A 19,134-nucleotide genomic window follows, 5' to 3' on the forward strand; every position below is an offset into this window, starting at 1 on the left:
AATTGGCACTTACATAGTTGAACCTAACTACAAACACAGACTAACCAAAAACACAAATAATGAAAATTAAAATCACACTAGTTTTATGTATAATTAGCATTTGTTGTAATGCACAATCTTTTAAGATTTTTGATAATCCAACCTTAGGGAAAAATTACAAGGAAAATGATGAAGGCGGATATGAAACGTTAAACTACAAAGCTGTCGGCAAGCTTGATGAAGAAATAATAGCAAGAGAGAAAGAATATCAGCAAGCATTAAATAATATTGATTTTGGAACGGCTAATTTATCAGATGCTACTATTAGTAGTGAACAAGAGAAATTAGATGCTATTAAAACCGAAATTAGAGAATTAAAAAAGCGCAGAAAATTCTATAGAAATGAGTACGTTAAAGAATATTTAAATTACAGCAAATTTACCTTAGGTTTTTGGAATGAAAGAGCTCAGGCATTTTCAGAAATACTTTATGACACAGGAGGTAAGACTTTTAATTTAATTAATAACGCCGGATTTAATATTGGAAATAATTCGGGTTCTGTCTACACAGAATTGGTAAGTGGTCAACTTTATATTTTCAGAGTAAGTTTAGGGACTTTAATCTCTAGCAGTTCAAATGATGATATAGAAACAGCAACGATAGATGAGGCTTATCAACGATTAGTTACAACTGGTGGTAATACAGTGTTAAAGTTTGAATACCCATTATTATACTCTCATGCAAGCAATAATCAATGGAATATAATTTCGCGTTTAATTGGTAAAGGAACTGCTGATTTTGCCGAATTTGGAACTAAGACAGACGATTGGGCCGGTAGCGGATCATTTGGATTAGATATATATGCAGATGTTGCAACTAGTAACAATAATATAAGGTTTTATGTCAACTACAACATGAATAAGATTTATGGGACAGATTCATATATAGAAAATTTAGGAATTGAAAACAGTAATTTCTCATTCGGTCAACTCAAACTGGGGTTAGTTTTCAATAAAAATATAAGTCTTTCATTTGTAGTAGCTACTTTTAGTTCAGAAGATTCTTTGAGAAATAGGAATATCATAGCTGGTGGGCAGATTTTAAAGTAAATGGATAAGTATCTGCTAATTATTGGGCAAGAATTGTAGCATTTTTAAAGAGGTACTTCCAGTAAAATTGGTCAATAGGCTTTGGGTTTTTATTGATTGTTACCGAAATGAGCAGAAATAAAATACTTGTTTATGTTGGTGTCAAAAATACAAGTTTCCTTTATTAAATCATTAGTTTTGATAGTACAGATTCTATCGGTAATTTTTGAATAGCGCATGTAGACCTTTTACATTAAATTTCTAAGTATTGTCATAAAATCAGTTGGAAATGCCTTACAAAAACTTAGAATTAGAAGTGAAAATTCCAATACAGAAATAATTATATAATGAAAATATTAGAGGAGTCCGTTGATCATAAATTAGGCATTTTTCTAGGTGGATAGGAATTGTTTTTTTTCTATAGATAACAAGAGTGTGGTACAAAAAAGGGAACTATAATAGTTCCCTTTTATTTAGCCCTAAATGTAGCCCCCCAGCTTTTCATTCTGACTATTTTTATGAAACAGAAATAAATAAAAAGTCACCTGAAATAAATAAAAATTCTTAAAAAAATCACTAATTTATACTTGTTAAAAATTAACAAACAGTTGGAGTTTAATGATTCTAGAAAGACTAAAATTACATAATAAATAAAAAGAGAATAACATTTGTATTAAAACTGTTATATGTATCCGTTTTATTTATATTTATAGATGGAATTGGCATGCTTCATTGTATTATCGAAAAGGTCATTTTAAGGTCATTAAAATAAATTTCGACTATTTTTTGAAATAGGAAATAAATAAAGTAAGCTCCCTAGGGAGCTTACTTATAATTAAATCCGAATAAGTTGGTTAAAAAGTTCCTATAAACTTTAAACTATATAAATATAATAAACAAGAAGTTGTATAAAACAGGAAAAATCCCTAATCTATAGTCCTAGAAAACATAAACCTTGGGTAAGGATAATCGTAAAAAAAAATATTTAAAATGCTAAAATAAAGAGTAGACGAGTTAAGTGAACATACCATACTGAGAAAGCAGGATTGGGTGAATATAATCCTTGTGTGTATACCAAAACAGTTATAATTATAGTTTGAAAAAGACTAAAAACTATGATATCATACAAAATGACGATCATACAAATAGCTTTTTTCAAATTAAATGTAAGTAATTAGCAAAATAAAACTAACTGCGAATTTCTTAATAGAGAATGAAAAATATTTTGAAATACGCAGTTAGGGATTAATAACTATACTAATTGAAATATAAAGTCCAATTGCGACAAAATTAAATTATTATAGAAATAAATATAACAGGAAAAATCCTGAAATTATCGTTAATAAACACAGTTTTAAAAGAAGAAGTTAGTTTTGAATACTTTACATAAAATTTTATATGATAGTTAGCAGGGTAGATGTCGAAATTTGACACATTTAATGTAGTTAATGAATAGGTTTGAGGTCATAATTACCATAAAAAGCAGTAAGTTTTTTAGATTATTGTTAAAGGTATTTAAATCGAATGAATGTAACTGTAGCGAAAACAGCACAAAAAAACACCTTCCGAAGGGGGGGGCTTGTAATAGATTCTCTATTGCATAATTCGGGTTTAAATGAATTGTAGTTTTTTTAGCCGACATAGATTTGCTTAAAAGTTACAGCGAGCATATTTAATTCTTATAAAGAATGAATTGATTGACATGATCAGTCAAATAAAAAGAAGAATATTTAGAAGAAGTCGACTTCAAGCAAATTTAAAAAATACTATAAAATAAAGCTATTTAAAGTATGCTCCCAAAGGAGCATGCATATTAACTATTATTGACAAACTCTGTAAATCGTATAAGACCTTACCCTTGAGTCAAACAGAGCAATTAATTTTTAAAAAAATGAATAAAAATAAACAGGAAAAAATCCTGAAACTAAATGTCAGGAATCTGTCTAGCAACGGTAACTGCTGTATTCTGTTAAATAATGAAAAGTATATTTAAATAAAATCAAATTTTGAACGTACTTATAATCTTCGTTCTTTTTTGACTTTAATATATAGATTTAATACCAGTTATTTTTTGAATTCAGTGTAGAATAAAATGAGTGTTTTTTCTTTATATAAGATAGAAAATCAATAATAGCAGTAGCTATGATTTCTTTTTATATTGAAATAGAAAGGGGAAAAGGACGTTTTATTACGTTAAATTCAAATTGTAAATGGTATAAGTCAATGATGTTCAGTTTTTCCAATATTTTCAATTTCATATATGTTTCCTTCTCCTTTTGGGTTTGGACCGTATTGATTATTTCCAATTTGGCCATCGGCAAAAATCATCCAAAAAACATAAAAAGGAATCATTTGATACCATCCAGAATTTCCTCGATCATGACATCTTTTCGCGCTTTGAGCAAAAAAAAACCAAAGTAAGGGTAAAAATAAAATTAGGATTATATTATGCGCAAAAAATTCGGCAAGAAATTCAATAATATAAGCAACTAACATGTAAATTAGATAAGATATACCAAACTCGGTCCTTCTTATCCTTCCATTAAAAGAGAAAGAATTTTTAAACATAGATCAATTTTTGAACTAAGATAGTAATAATTGATAAAATAAGTGAATAAATTACGTGGAACAATACCAGTTATTTTTTGAATTCAGTGTAGAATAAAATGAGTGTTTTTTCTTTATATAAGATAGATAAATCAATAATAGCATTAGCTATGATTTCTTTTTATATTGAAATAGAAAGGGAAAAAGGACGTTTTATTACGTTAAATTCAAATGGTAAATGGTAGAAATCACCTACGCCATAACATGTAAAGAATGTTTAATTGAAATACGTCGTTAGAAGAGATTAATTATTAAGTATGATGATTGGTAGTATTCAATGATGATTTTGTAAATTATAGTTAAAGGGTGATATAAACTAAATTAATAGTAGTTAAAAGAAAAAAGGAACTATTATAGTTCCTTTTTTCTTTTAGCCTTAAATAGAAGCCCCCCAGCTTTTCATTTTGACTATCAGTTTGAAACAATTAGTGATTAAAAGTCACATAAGAATTAAAATAAAAAGAAAATATTTTATAACATTTCAAAATTCATTGGTCTAATATCTTGATAACTATGTAGATGTAATGATTGGGCATGATAAATTAAAAGAAAGGGTTTCGGAATATTACCGAATTATAGTGAGAAAATTGTGCGGTTCTTGTAAGGTAATTAAAATAATCTTCTTAGTTAGTGATTGTATAGGGCTTATAAAAATATAGTAACTCGAAGATGATACATTGAAGTCCTAAACATGCTTAATAAAAAAAACACTCAAAGATTGAGTGAGAAAATTGCTATGAAAAAGAACTTCGGACGTCTCCTAAGCACTGCAAATTTCACAAAAAAAACAGAAAACATGAAATAAATACAATCTCTGAAATTGTACTAGGGAAAACCATTAGAAAGATTATTGGAGAACTAAGCGGTCTTATGTGTTTAAGGTTGCTTGTATTTCTGACAATACAATTAAATCGTTAAAAAGTAATAAAATAGGGATGGAAATATAAATAAAGGAAAGTTAAAAAGCTAAGAGTTATATAAACTTGAAAAAACTAACTGCGTTTGTCATGCTATAAAGCGAAAGGATACATTAAAATACGCAGTTAGAAATATTTTGACTATAAATAAGAGAAAAAACTAGGAGTAATCAAAAAAAATAGATAAATAAAACAAATTTTTAAAATAAGTTTAATAATTGTACTTTAGATATAGGAATTATATAAAGAAATATACAAGAACAGTTTTAGTTATTAATGGAAGGTTAAATTCTTAATAATTGAAAAGAGGTAACGAAAAAATAGGATTACCATATTGAACAAAACTGAGAGGTCCTTAAAATTTTATCGATAGAAGATATACTAAGTTTTACAAAAAACAAGAGATTAACATTCGCCTATATAAACTCTGTTAAAAGGCAAGTATAGCATGGTTATCTAGAGAACGTTCAAATTCCGTTATAAAGTTGAACTTCTCGGTGTTTTTATACAATGAAATAATTTAATCGTTGTATTATTTTGTTTGAAATGAGCGTATGTCTCAAAACAAAATTTACATATATTAAATATATTTGTTACTACCGTTGTGGTAAGTAAACGTATTACTTATTCAATCTTTAGTACGGTATATGTATTGATAAACTGTTTTAAAGTTCTTAACATGTTTAGTATAAAATGTGGTTGTTTCTTTTTAGTTTTCATACCCTAAATATACGTTTTTTTTATGTTTTATCTAAATTAATCACTTGTTTTTAAGTGGTTTAAGGTGTTTTCTGGTTGTTTTTTAAGGGTTTTCACCCTATACTGTTTAGTTAAAACAAGTTGTCATGTATTGTCTGATATCGTTTATTGTATATATTTCTTTATTACTTTTAGAAATAATATTATTAAAAACTATATTCAGATATAGAAAGTTTAACATCAGTTCTGAGTGAAAACTTCACGGTGTAATTGATTGTAAGTTTCATATGAATTGAGCATGTTTCTTAATGCTACTAGAAGCAATGAATGATATTTATAAGGCTAGTGTTCGACATTCAGTGATTTGATGTATTTGTTGATGATTTTATGTACTATTGATTTTTCAACTCCAGTAAATTTTGCAATAAAAGGCACTGTATTGTTGTCAAAGTTTAAGAATGCGTCTAAAACAATTATTTCTATATTATTTTTTGATTCTGTCATAATCATTATTTTTTTGCTTTTCTAAAAGTCTCAAAAAATTATGATTGAACTATTATTGTTCGGTTAACTGCGAGTTTAGATAGATGAGCAGATTTATTTTGTAAGATAAATGTTATTTATTCAGCGTATTTCCTTGTGAAAGAAACAGAATTACTACTTGTTTTCTGATACCTATGAAAATAATATTTTCGTATAATACGGATTGTTTTTAGTATAAAATATTACTGCAACTATTTTCTGTGTTTGAAGAATGTTCATTTTAACGGCATTCTTTTTTATTGGGTAATTGTTCTTTATTATTTTTATTTCTTTTTAAATACGTTTTTGATAAGTATAATTAGTTAAAAGGATGAGAATTTAAATAATTAATTTGACAATTTATGGTGATGATTATTGTAAAGTGATCTGTTTTAAAGTGTTTACTTTTAGTATTGTTGATTACTAAACCATTAGTGAACGAAATCAATTGTTATAATATAGTTTTAATTTAGTGAATGCTTCTCCTTATCGATGCTTTTGTAAAGTCTATCGCTAATTAACCCGCAATCATCTAATTAGAAACCTAATTCAGGTATAGAATCATTTACTTTACTGCTCATCATAATTAAAATGAGCTCTTAAGGTTTGCGCATATTCATGTGAATTAACCCTAAGAGCTTTTTTTATAACTTTTCATTAATCGACAGTAAAACGTATTTAGTCGACAGAAATCTGCTGTTCATCTAATGTCGTAATAGACCTATAGAGGTTCTATTTACATTTGAGTGATTTTTAAACCCTCAATTTTAAAGCTCTCATAATTTAATTACTACTACTAGTAATATAAATATACTTGAGAGCTTTTCTTATGTGAAAATTATACCTATCGATCTTGATGATATATGAAGTTGTAGTTGTGTTTTTAGTAAACCTATATTTTGCAATTATTATTCTAAATTGTACATACAAATAGGCAATACAGAGATTTTTCTAATGGTTTTTACTTATATAATTTTCATGGTTTTCACCTATTTTATATATCTCAGTTGTTTTATATTTTTGAACTGTATTTATTGTTTGTAGGGAACGCAAATACCTTAATATTTAGAAAGCTCCTTCGGGAGCTTTCTTTTTACTACACTTTATACTTTACATTATAATACCGATTCTTAGGTAAAGTTATACGATTTACAGATACATATTTCGTATACAGGTATTGTATTATTTTAAGTTAGTTTAAGGCATAAAACTTTAGCATAGCCAAGCTATGGTTAAGTTTTATAACGCAAAAATAGCTACAAAAGAAATAATAGATATTCGAAATATTTATTTATAAATCGTATTATTCCATCATTTCCTTGCAGTTATGTTTGTGTTTTTCATATAGATTAGTATTTGCTATAAAAATTATGCTCGGTAAATTAATATTGGAAATGGTGTCAAACCATTAATTATTCGAACAATAAATTAAAAGTACTCTTAATATAGTTGTAAAGGTAAAACAGATCATTATAATGAAATTATAGGACTGATTTAATTTCTGTTTTTGATGGGTCCTAGTGAATGGAATGTCTAGATTTTTTGAAATGAATAATTAAGCTCATTTGATTAATTTTGATAAAGTCATATTCAGGTTCTGATGTACTTGTTACCCAATTTTCATTTGATGTATTGAGATAGTATAATGGTTTTATTATGTATTTTCCAATACATTTATTTCGGACAAGTTAGTTTAGTTTTTTTTTAAGGGGGGATTATTTGAGTTGTTTGTTATAGTAATGATTAGTCGATAGAATTAAGCTGGGGGGCTTTAATCTTAAAAACTAGGATGAAAGGAATCAATATGGTTCCTTTTTTTGTTTTCTATTTTAATCAATATGGTTTTTGATTTTAACTTTTTTTTAAGGGGGGATTATTTGAGTTGTTTGTTATAGTAATGATTAGTCGATAGAATTAAGCTGGGGGGCTTTAATCTTAAAAACTAGGATGAAAGGAATCAATATGGTTCCTTTTTTTGTTTTCTATTTTAATCAATATGGCTTTTGATTTTAACTTTTTTTTAAGGGGGGATTATTTGAGTTGTTTGTTATAGTAATGATTAGTCGATAGAATTAAGCTGGGGGGCTTTAATCTTAAAAACTAGGATGAAAGGAATCAATATGGTTCCTTTTTTTGTTTTCTATTTTAATCAATATGGTTTTTGATTTTAACTTTTTTTTAAGGGGGGATTATTTGAGTTGTTTGTTATAGTAATGATTAGTCGATAGAATTAAGCTGGGGGGCTTTAATCTTAAAAACTAGAATGAAAGGAATCAGTATGGTTCCTTTTTTTGTTTTTTACTATATGTTGCCATTGGATAAAATTTTACTTCTTGCGTTAAAATAGAAACCCGCTCAGGTTGAGCGGGCACTTACTATGAAAATAAAAACTATTACAAAAAATGTACAATTTAAAGATAGCTTATTTACAAAGGATATGAAATAGGTAAAAGCGTTGAAAATCAATTAGGTATTAACCATTAGTTGCACATAGTACTAGTATTGGAGATTGTCTATTCTGGATACCCAAACAGTTGATTTAAAGCTCTAAATTAAGAATGAGCTCTGGATAATTAAAGCTTAAACCAGAGTATTTACCTTTTAATTTTAGGAAGTAAAAGTATATACAGAAATAGAATTTTCAAAATCCGAGTGAGTTTTAGAATATTCGTAGAGATCGTAACTTCTTAGCGTTTGATCAATCAATAATCAATACTCAGCAAAAAAAGAATGCTCCCGAAGGAGCATACATACACTATATTATAAAGAAGTATCATCTGATTACTTTAGCAAATAATACATAGTAAATGTAGAGAATTTAAACAGAAATGAAAATAGGTAAATACCCTAAAAGTAAGATAGGTAAAAACCATTAAGAGATGCAATCGAAACAATCAATAAAAATGTTATGTATACTATAGAGATCATGATTTATGGAAAATAAAGTTTAATTATCCTTGGAAAATAGAACATGTTATAGCTGCAACTGATCAAGGGAAGTGCATTAGAAGCTTATATTCAGTAAAATTCAATTCCAAGTAATTCATCCTTACTGTAGGAGGAAGGTCCATTCTTTGCTAAAATAAATATATGTTAATATTTTAGGGCTTTTTTTTAGATTTAAACAAACGTATTAAAATTGGCTGCAAGGTAAAGAAAATAAAAAAACGCAAGGATCAAGTTTCTGAAGAATAATAAAACACCACATGACAAAAAAGAAAAGAAGTAGCCTTTAAAAAGAGTACTTCTTTTCAAATAATGAAACAACTAAAAAAGTTAGCTGTATTCAAAGATAACGAAAGAATTTGAGCTTATTCATTAATATTAGATTAAGTGAAGAAACAAACAGATGAAAATGATGAATCCATAGAAGAATAAAATACAGATGAATAGTATAATAAGAGAAAGGAGCAAGATTCGCTCCTTTCCTAAAAGAATAATGATTTAAACCCCTTCAAAATTTAAATTAATATTATTCTTAAACAGTTAGTAGACCATGTCCCTATAATGTTACATTATATTAATATTTTTTGCTTCTAACAAAAAATGACAAGCTAGCCAATTTGTTTTTCCGATTACACTTATGAAGGTACTTAAAATTTCAGAATATATAAAGTTCATGTAAATCGAAAATCGCGCACAGAATAAGAATTAAATAAATATGTTTTTGTAAAAGAAAAGTAAAAAGGAATTAAAATAATATTTAGTTGTTTTAAACAATACATGCTTAGGCCATAAAATACACCAAGAAACCTAAAACGTAAAGTGAAAGAAACATAAACATAAACATAAACATGTTCTCGGGTACTATAGTAATTATAAATAAAAAGAAAGCTCCCGAGGGAGCTTTCTAAATCTAACTTAATTAAGGGGAAAATTTCGATTTATTGAATTATACTGCAATATAGAACATATAAATTGAGCCTGAAACAGGTAAAACTACTGACAATCAATTAAGTATAAACCATTACTATGCCTTCGAATTTGGTTAGACTATTTTTAAATCTATTTTGAAATATAATGACTAGTAGTCATTATATACTATCGGCTAAACTCAAAAGTCTAGGGTAAAAAAGTAGAGTGTAATTGTTCTTAATAAAGAATTAAATTCTAGTAGTAGTTGTATTAAATGATAGTATTAAGGGGCCATGAATTAATACAATTGAATCAACTCAGCAGTTTAGTAAAATAAATAAATGAACTACTTACAATGAATGATAAACCCTGTTAAATCAGATGGCTTTTGTATCAATGTTATTTGTGAAAAATCTTTATAAATAGGAATAATAGTTAGAAAGAGTAACTGGTTGAAAATAAAAAAAGTATGCTCTTTGGTGAGCATACTTTTATTCTCAAGAAAACAAAATGATATTTGAGATTCCCGTCACAAATACGTACCAATATTATGGCAATATAAGTTATTAAGCAATAGGGGAAAACCATGAAAACTAACTAGGGAAAACCATTAAAAAGACATAAGGAAAACCATTAGTTTCGTTTTGTTGTAGTGCTGGATAGGTTGTCATTAGTGGGAAGTTAAAATATCTCATAAAATAGTTTGAATACACAATATGCATGATAAAAGTTAATTGTTATCATCATGAACCAATAAATATCAAACTAATAGAAGGTAATTAAACTAATTTTTAATTTTATAGAGTATCTAGTAGGTTAAAAAAAATAGAAATATATACTATAAAACAATAGAGAAAACATATTTCATCAAAAACCTGGAGTGATCATTATATAGAAAATATGGTAAGTGTTTAGGGGATTAATTTCATTACTTAACGATGAAAGAGACTATTTATGCCTTTGAAATAAAGAAGGAAAACCTGATAATAAAAAAGAAAGGAGCTAATTCAGCTCCTTTCAAAAAGAATAATGATTAAACCCTTCTAAAAACTAATATTACTCTTTAATTAATTAGAAACAAAACATCATGAAAAGTCACATTTTAAGATGGATTGTAAATAGGTATGTCAGATATACTAAAGAACCGATTAATTCTGTATTGGGTAGTTTAATAGTTCTCTAAAAAAAACAACAAATTAGAAGATAAAAAGAAATGGAATTATGTAGAGAAACAATATGAGGTAATTACAGAAATAGAGCTCCGAGAGGAGCTCATATTTCAAGGGAAAACAAGTCTTCACTAAAAACTACTTTTTGATATGGTAATTTGTAATGAAGTGGAACTTAGTGTAAATATATAAGGAATAGGGAGATAAATTAGAATTATTAGATTTTATGACAGAAATTGACGAGGAGTATAGATTAAATGTAGATGAAAAGTAATTACTAGTTAAACTAATAAAAGAAATGGTTGAATAAGAATGACCTCTTAATCATTATATAATCAAAGCAACTTTTTTTCCTTCAAATAGCGGCCTATAACGATACTACGTATTCTGGTTAAATAAAAAAATACAATAAGAGTATTGAAAGACAAAAGGGCTTCCTTGAGGAAGCCCTTTTAAAAACTCTAAATACGGGGGGACATATAAATTTAGAATTGAATAATATTCGTGATTATTTGCAACAAATACTATACAAATATAACTAACAGTTAGATGAATTGAAATAGGTAAAACAACTACTCTAAAACTGGTAGAAACCATTAGAGAAGTTACAAATATGGATACAGGTTTTATTTATGTGGTGTTAGATTAAGTTATATTGGAATTTTGGAAGAAAATATTATGTAGAGGAAAGTGATTGTAAGTTAGGATTGATATGGGTAATTGAATGATTGCAAAAAAAGAATAATACAGGAGAAGTAACATATGATTTTTAATATAGATATTTTATCTATTTAAAAATTGAAAACAAGCCTAAATACCCCATAAACTAAGAGAAGTTTGGGTGTCTATGAAATTCATGGAGATATAAATTAACAATAAAACCAAAATTAAAAAGTTGTTTTTTAAAATAAAAGTCCCGTTCAATGTTTATTTTGAACGGGAAAATTGCATATGAAAAACAGAACAGAACTTAGAGTATATCCTAAGAGATACAAATGTCTGTCATTTATAGCTACTATGAAATAGATGAAAACCCTAAAAATATGATAGGTAAATACCATGATGAACTCATAAAATAGTATTTCACCAATTTGATATATTGATGATGTTTTCATAAAGCAGTTAGTAACAAAAAGAGAATTAAACAACCTATTCATTAATTGTTGAGCCTGAATTTTGGAATAGAAATTCGTCACGAGAAGAATAAACGGAATAAAAGCACGTGCTTTGTTAATTTTAGGATAACATCGCTATGGTTAAATTTAAAAGAACAACGAAGTGGTTGATTATAGAGTGGGTTTATCTTATAGTAGATTTTTTATTACATAATTCGTGTTGAATTGATTGCTTAAAATCGTCTTTTGTCTTATATATTCAATATGTGTATACACTAATACCAGTAGCTATGATTTTTTTTATATTGAAATAGAAAGGTAAAAAGGGCGTTTTATTACGGTAAATTAAAATCGTATAATGTAAATTTATAGTAAAGAAGAATGGTATTATCATGTATAAAACTGAAAAATCCAGAGAATAGAATCTCTGGATTTTAAAACAATTTTAGCTAAAATTTATAGGATACATCTAGATACCTATTAATAGGTTATTTCAAGATCACCATCATCTATTTTACCACCGTAAATAGCATTTTTTAATCTATATTCTTCTGGTTTTATCAGATCCTTTAGCTTTTCAAACGCGTCTTTTACTCCATTAACCTCATTTTCCCATGCAGCTATGGTTCCAATAATTTTAACATCCGTTGCCTCATTGTCAGTTATAAGTTTATGAATTGCGTCTGCTGCATTATCGTCAAACTTGTTACTGTCTTTATCTGTAAAAGATAGATGTACTCCAAGAACATCATTCGATTTTGTTTTTGCTAAAACTCCTACACAAGATGTGAACATAGTGAATTTAATTTCCTTTGCAATTCCATATTCGCGTTCTTCAATTGCGTTGTTGTCATCCGCTTTTGTAAATGTATATGCCATTTTAATTTAGTTATTATAATTAAACTTTCTTTTTGCCAATAAAATATCAATCAGTTTGATAATATTTATATTGAGCGTGTTTTATCAAAAGATGTCAATTAATATGATTTATATATCTGATTGATAATTACTTATAAATGATGTGTAATAGTAAAGACCAATAGGAATCATTGCTTAAATTCCATACGGTATTTCTTATTTTGATCATTCATTTTTCTCAGATTTCGGCTTTGCAATCAAAAAAATGGTAGTAGCTACTTAATTAAATACCTCTTCTTTAACTGGACTATATATCTTGGCAACCTGGAATTCATTTAAGGGGAAACAAATTATTGATGATGAGAAACTTTTCCAGAGTTGCCAAGATTGCCTACTGGGCCTTTTGACACTACAAATTTCTAGAATAAATAAAAAGGAATTTTCTAAATTGTAACAAATGGTAATATTTATGATATAAACAGTAAAATTTATTGCATGAATATATACCGAGCTTTTGACAACTTATAGTAAAAGAGAGGCGCTTTTATATTTTTTTTCACAAACCTGTATCATAAATGCAGGAAGTAAGAAAGTGAGAAATCCAATAAAATTATTGGGCATTTCTATACACCCAGTGTCCATTCTCTTTACAAAAAAACGAAATTTCATGAATAATGTCTACGACGCCATTTTCCATGAAATACGCTTTGAACTCAACAGTACCAGAAGAGTCATTTACTGAACCTTTATTTGAGTGTAATACCTCTAATTTAATCCAAGTGACGGATGTAGTCCATTTTAACAATTCCTTTTTTTCTTTTTTTGAAGGTCTCGTAGCACTATAATGACTTTTTTGTAAGTATGTTATGTTTGCTAAAACAAAAGCACTGTATCGCGAGCGCATAAGAGTTTCAGCAGTGTATACAGAATGAATATTGTCATGTGCTTTTTGACAACAATCGGCATATTTTTTCTTTGGATTACAAGGACATTGCATACTTATTGCTTTAATTTATAAATTCTCTTTCGTTGTTGATTCGAAAGCAGCGTTCTTCCCCAAGAAATAATGGATTGCCATGTTTTTCTGACCAGAAACCATCTAAAATATTGGGAGTGATACACTTGTATACGGCTACACCTTTATATACAGTCTTATCGATTCCTTCGTACCTAAAATTAATAACTAAAATGTTATTTTTAAAAAAACCAGATCCGTATTGCTCTTGTTGATTATTAATGAGCCATTTGGCTAGAACTCGGTTATTAGCATCTAAAGATAAGTCTAGTGTTCCTTTATAGGTATGCTCTGCAGCATCTTGATTGGTTCCAATAATAGAGTAACTACCAACTAAGTCTTCTAATGTCATCATGCTTTTATATAAAACGCAAAAGTATTTTATTTTAACCTTACGACATAATGAAAATAAAAGGGTTTTAAATTTTTAGAGCATATACTTTGTTTATTTACGAATACAGAGAGTAATATGTATTGTAAATTAAGGGTTATAGCTTAATCAAGCAGAGCAGTGGTGCAAGGTTTTATTGTCTTTTGGTAGTTTTTTTAAATGCCTTTTAAAATTCCTATGTCCTTATAAGTTTTTAACTAACAGTAGTTTATCGTCATCATTAACGAAAAATGGAATATGAGATTGATAGATGTACGTATAAAGACCAGCTTTAAGATAAAATCATTTCCTCCACAGCTCGGTCTCTGCAATAAGGATTCTAAAGTTTCGTGTAGTTGATTAGCATATTTTTGAGCTTAAAATACACCAAATTTATAGATACCGTATTCATAAAGCTCAGCAAAGTTTTCTACTGTTCTTAATTCTTTACTCTTAGTCTCATAAGTAACTTTTAAACCTGCTTCTCCTTGGTGGTCAAACTTCTTTCTCCAACTATAAAAAGTACCTGTACTAACTCCATACTTACGACAAGTTTCTACTATACCTATCTCTTCTGAACTAGATAGTATTTCCAACTTCTGAGCTAAACTCCATTTCTTGTATTTCATATCTCAAATATATTAGTTTGAAATTTAAAAGAACACTCCGAACTTATTGGTGGATAAACTAGTCACATTGACTATAATTAATGCGGGTTTGGGTACTAAACTCAAAGTTTAGTGTATTTCTATAAAATCCGCCAAATCTTTTGATTTGACTTTAAAAATGAAAAATTAAAACAAAATAAAAAGATTTGGTTAAGTACTTAATCGGAAATTAATTGCTTTTTTAATTCCGTACTAACCATAGCGGAAGCCGGATTTTAACAAATTACTTTCCGATACAGAAAGTCATAAGCCTAGTAAAATCAATGCTTACGGCGTTTTAGGGTGGAGTAGTGGTGTAAGATTTTGTTTTCTTTTGGTTGGTTTTTTAATTAAGAAATCAACTATACAAGTATTTAGTTAATCGTTTATCTCCTGTCTTAGTCAAAATTTGTTGTTCTACAGCCCATTTCAAATCTCTACTTGCTGTTGCTTGACTAATATCTTTAAAATTTAGTAAATAATCTTTTCTACTGAAAGGAGAATTTTTTATAATATCCTTATATAATTCGATTCTATCTTGTGTTGTAAGTGTCCTGTTTTGCGTGTTTAAGAGATTTTCTAAAGAACGGAGTATAATGTTCAACATAAACTCTATAAAAGGTGTAGAATGTCCCGATTTGTCTGATAAACTTAAAACTTTGTAGTATTCTTGTTGGTTTTCCTTAATTAAACTTTCTACTGGTAGAAACTCAAATACTGGATATTGTTTCATTAAAATTAAGGTTTGCCATAATCTCCCCATACGACCATTGCCATCTAAAAAAGGATGAATAAATTCAAACTCGTAATGAAATACACAACTTTTTATAAGTAAAACATCATTATCTGTTTTTAAATATTGAAACAAATCGTTCATTAACCCTTTCACCAATGAACCAGTAGGAGCAAGGTGTTCAACTTTTGAACCTTTTATAATACCAACATTTTTAGTACGTAGCTTTCCAGCATCTTCAATCAATCCTTTCATTAGGATTGCGTGTGCTTTTTCTAAATCCTTTAAGTTATTAGAGTTAAACTCTTGCAGTTGCTCATACACTTTTATAGCATTCTGAACCTCTAAAATATCTTTTTGTGGTGCAATTACTCGTTTATTGTTTAAAAGTGCTGTAATCTGTTCTTCAGTAAGTGTATTACCTTCAATTTCTAATGAAGATTGTATGGTTTTAATTCGATTCCTTTTTCTTAGTTCAGTTGGAGGTTTATATAAATGTGTAGCTTTTATTTCTCCTAATCGTTCAGAAATAGCAACTACTAATTTTAGAATTTTATCGTTTATATGATAAGGTGGTTTCATTTATGATAGTATCATTTGATAGTATCGCAAATATATATCAAATAAACTTAACAAAATGAGGTAGGTAGATTTTGATTTTAAGTATGTTTACTCTTCTTTGTATTTACTTTTTATTCTACTAAAAACTTCTTCTGAACTATAATACCATTTCATTTTAATTTGAGTATTCCCAATAAGTAACCCCATAAAGCTTTTCCTTTCATTATTTCGTAATTATCAGTATGAATAATTTTATCATTCTCGATTTTATCCTCAAAAACCTTAAAAGATCTAATAAAAATAAAATAGAGGTACTGAAAAGGAATGGCTAAATACCATCTATAACGCCATGCTTTTTCAAGTTTAGAGCATTCTTGAAATCGTTTAGTTTTCATAAAAAAAAATATTTTAGACATACAACTCAATATGAAATTACCAAATATTTTCCTAACCTCGAATGAGATAAGAGAGGGTATATTTAGACTATTATAGGTGTTTCTTAAAATACATATTTCCAACCAAAATTTTAACGATTAGAATACCATATTCGGTTTCTTTAAAAAAAATCATATGAGATTTATAATGATGCCTTTTTATAGTATCATTTTCCAAAAACAGCACTCTCCCTAAATGCGGATTTAAAACTAAAAATTCAAGCGTTTTTATGAGACGGTCTCTATAGATTCTGGCTTGATTTAATTCAAATTTATCAATAGTGTAGTAAGCAATTGATAATAAGTCTTCCTCGGCTTTATTGCTGAGTTTATAAGTATTCTTACTTATTGGCATGTCTTTCTTCAGCTTCTTTCCAAATATCTTCAATTGTTCGATTACTCACACAACTATCAATTCCTTCTTGAATAGCCAGTTTTAGTTCACTCAGTCGTTGTTTACTTTCTTGGTCTTTCCTAATTAAATCTCTTATATACTCACTGTCATTTGTATAAAGACCTTCTTCAATTTGAAATTTTATCCAGTTATCTTGCTGTTGTGTAAATGTTATAGATTTTCGTATTGTACTCATAGTTTGCATCAAAAATATTAATATTGATGCAATGTAGTGGTTTTAATTGAAATTAAACTTGGTTAAAGACATATAAACTGTTATTTTCAATAATCAAATTTAACATATAATGTCCAGATAATCATATTGTTTTAATTCAGGATTAGCAAGATTAAAATCATTAAACCCAGAGTTTATAATATAGCTTGGTTTTCAGCAGTAGTTGCTATTGTTCTGATTTTGATACGAATTGGAAAATATAGCAATGGAAAGATAAATGATAAGAAATTGAATAAAGCCAGCAGATCACATTGACTATAATTAATGCGGGTTTGGGTACTAAACTCAAAGTTTAGTGTATTTTTATAAAGTCAGCCAAATCTTTTGATTTGACTTTAAAAATGAACAATTAAAACAAAATAAAAAGATTTGGTTAAGTACTTAATCGGGAATTAATCGCTTTTTTAATTCCGTACTAACCATAGCGGAAGCCGGATTTTAACAAATTACTTTCCAATACAGAAATTTCCAAAGATATGTCCCAGAATATCTTTATCCACATCATATTCGCCAGTAATATTTCCTAAATGACGTAAACACTCACGAATATCAATAGAAAATAAATCGGTAGAGATTTCTAAATCAATACCTTGTTGCACAGAAGTAATAGCTATTAACGCATTATTTAGGGCTTCAAAATGACGTGAATTGGTAACAATGGTTTCATTATTACTTAAAGCTCCTGTGTTTACCAAAGAAGTTAGTTCTTGTTTTAGGGCATCAATACCAATCTGCTGCTTTGCTGATAACAACATAAGGTTTGGTATTTGCACCGTCAATGTTGATTTTTGATCTTCGGTAATTTTGTCAATTTTATTGGTTATTGTCAAAAAACGCTTATTAGGAAAGCGTTGTTTAATAGTTTCAATTTCCGTTAAAAATTCATTCGGAGTAGCGACAAATTTTTCAGCATTAATTAAAAAGATGATAAGCTGTGCGTTTTCCGCTTTTTCATACGCTTTTTTGATTCCGATATTTTCAACGATATCTTCTGTTTTTCGGATGCCTGCAGTATCTATAAAACGAAACGCAACGCCCTCAATAATTACCTCATCTTCAATGGCATCACGAGTGGTCCCTGCGATTTCAGAAACGATGGCTTTTTCTTCGTTTAATAAAGCATTTAGTAAGGTCGATTTTCCAACATTAGGTTCTCCGATGATCGCAACAGGAATACCGTTTTTCATGGCATTTCCGAAAGCAAAAGAATCTATAAGTCGTTTTAAAACACTTGATATCGTAGCTACTAACTGTTTAAATTTAGTTCTGTCGGCAAACTCAACATCTTCCCCAGAAAAATCGAGTTCTAATTCAATCAAAGCAGCAAAATCTAACAACTGCGTACGGAGTTCTTTCAATTCATTGGTAATACCACCTCGCATCTGTTGAATGGCCATTTGATGAGATGCCGCTGAATTAGAAGCAATAACATCTGCCACCGCCTCAGCCTGACTCAAATCCATCTTACCATTTAAAAATGCACGCATGGTAAATTCGCCGTTGTCAGCCATTCGACAACCATTCTGAAGAAACAATTGAATGATTTCTTGCTGAATAAAGCTAGACCCATGACACGAAATTTCTACAACATTTTCACCTGTATACGAGTTTGGGTTCTTAAAAATAGATACTAACACTTCGTCAATAACAATATCATTATACACTATATGACCTAAGTGAAGGGTGTGAGACTTTTGCTTAGAAAGCGATTTTCCTTTTTTTACAGATGCAAAAAAGGCATCAACAAGTTCAATAGATTTGTCTCCGGAAAGTCTGATAACAGAAATGGCACCAACTCCCGAAGGTGTTGCTAAGGCTATAATAGTATCGTTTTGTATCATGCTGCAAATATACGTAGTAAAAAAGAGTTTTAAATTCAGATTTTGTAACAAATTGGAGAATTGACCGTCTTAATTATATAACCAATTTTATGTTT

At 28.3% G+C, this 19,134-nt stretch carries 13 protein-coding genes; 2 read left to right on the top strand and 11 right to left on the bottom strand.

The window, feature by feature from the left end; all coding sequences use genetic code 11:
• Positions 1 to 59 precede the first annotated feature (59 nt).
• Positions 60 to 1,088, top strand: coding sequence for a hypothetical protein (locus AC2TDS_RS00335; RefSeq protein WP_484737142.1), 1,029 nt, complete (start codon positions 60 to 62; stop codon positions 1,086 to 1,088).
• 2,199 nt (positions 1,089 to 3,287) lie between these two features.
• Here AC2TDS_RS00335 and AC2TDS_RS00340 read toward each other — a convergent pair.
• Complete coding sequence (locus tag AC2TDS_RS00340; protein WP_484737143.1) at positions 3,288 to 3,635, bottom strand: DUF805 domain-containing protein; 348 nt, start codon at positions 3,633 to 3,635, stop codon at positions 3,288 to 3,290.
• Between the two features lie 98 nt (positions 3,636 to 3,733).
• On the opposite strand from AC2TDS_RS00340, the gene AC2TDS_RS00345 reads away from it, so the two are divergent.
• Entirely contained in the window at positions 3,734 to 3,859 is a 126-nt protein-coding gene (locus tag AC2TDS_RS00345; protein WP_484737144.1) for a hypothetical protein, read from the top strand.
• Between the two features lie 1,773 nt (positions 3,860 to 5,632).
• Here the strand turns inward: AC2TDS_RS00345 and AC2TDS_RS00350 are convergent.
• From AC2TDS_RS00350 to mnmE, 10 genes are all read right to left on the bottom strand, one after another.
• Positions 5,633 to 5,794, bottom strand: a complete 162-nt coding sequence (locus AC2TDS_RS00350; protein WP_484737145.1) for a hypothetical protein — start codon at positions 5,792 to 5,794, stop codon at positions 5,633 to 5,635.
• Positions 5,795 to 12,431: 6,637 nt separating this feature from the next.
• A complete protein-coding gene (locus AC2TDS_RS00355; protein ID WP_484737146.1) occupies positions 12,432 to 12,830 on the bottom strand; it encodes a hypothetical protein in 399 nt (132 codons plus the stop codon).
• Positions 12,831 to 13,419: 589 nt separating this feature from the next.
• The gene (locus AC2TDS_RS00360) at positions 13,420 to 13,806 is read right to left on the bottom strand and encodes a YchJ family protein (protein WP_484737147.1); all 387 of its coding nucleotides are present in this window, start codon (positions 13,804 to 13,806) and stop codon (positions 13,420 to 13,422) included.
• A gap of 10 nt (positions 13,807 to 13,816) precedes the next feature.
• Positions 13,817 to 14,176: a hypothetical protein gene (locus tag AC2TDS_RS00365; protein ID WP_484738980.1), complete on the bottom strand. Its 360-nt coding sequence runs from the start codon at positions 14,174 to 14,176 to the stop codon at positions 13,817 to 13,819.
• A gap of 395 nt (positions 14,177 to 14,571) precedes the next feature.
• On the bottom strand, positions 14,572 to 14,823 hold the full coding sequence (locus AC2TDS_RS00370) for a helix-turn-helix domain-containing protein (protein WP_484737148.1): 252 nt from the start codon (positions 14,821 to 14,823) through the stop codon (positions 14,572 to 14,574).
• Positions 14,824 to 15,199: 376 nt separating this feature from the next.
• Positions 15,200 to 16,156, bottom strand: coding sequence for a Fic family protein (locus AC2TDS_RS00375; RefSeq protein ID WP_484737149.1), 957 nt, complete (start codon positions 16,154 to 16,156; stop codon positions 15,200 to 15,202).
• A 149-nt stretch (positions 16,157 to 16,305) separates the two neighbouring features.
• Positions 16,306 to 16,530 (bottom strand): hypothetical protein, encoded by a 225-nt coding sequence (locus AC2TDS_RS00380; RefSeq protein ID WP_484737150.1) that lies wholly within the window; start codon positions 16,528 to 16,530, stop codon positions 16,306 to 16,308.
• A gap of 91 nt (positions 16,531 to 16,621) precedes the next feature.
• Positions 16,622 to 16,924, bottom strand: a complete 303-nt coding sequence (locus AC2TDS_RS00385) for a type II toxin-antitoxin system RelE/ParE family toxin (RefSeq protein ID WP_484737151.1) — start codon at positions 16,922 to 16,924, stop codon at positions 16,622 to 16,624.
• Positions 16,911 to 17,159 (bottom strand): type II toxin-antitoxin system ParD family antitoxin, encoded by a 249-nt coding sequence (locus AC2TDS_RS00390; RefSeq protein WP_484737152.1) that lies wholly within the window; start codon positions 17,157 to 17,159, stop codon positions 16,911 to 16,913. The genes AC2TDS_RS00385 and AC2TDS_RS00390 overlap by 14 nt, the downstream gene beginning before the upstream one ends.
• Positions 17,160 to 17,644: 485 nt before the next feature.
• Positions 17,645 to 19,039, bottom strand: a complete 1,395-nt coding sequence (mnmE, locus tag AC2TDS_RS00395; RefSeq protein WP_484737153.1) for a tRNA uridine-5-carboxymethylaminomethyl(34) synthesis GTPase MnmE — start codon at positions 19,037 to 19,039, stop codon at positions 17,645 to 17,647.
• Positions 19,040 to 19,134: the final 95 nt, after the last annotated feature.

This window comes from Tenacibaculum profundicola, from assembly GCF_057220795.1.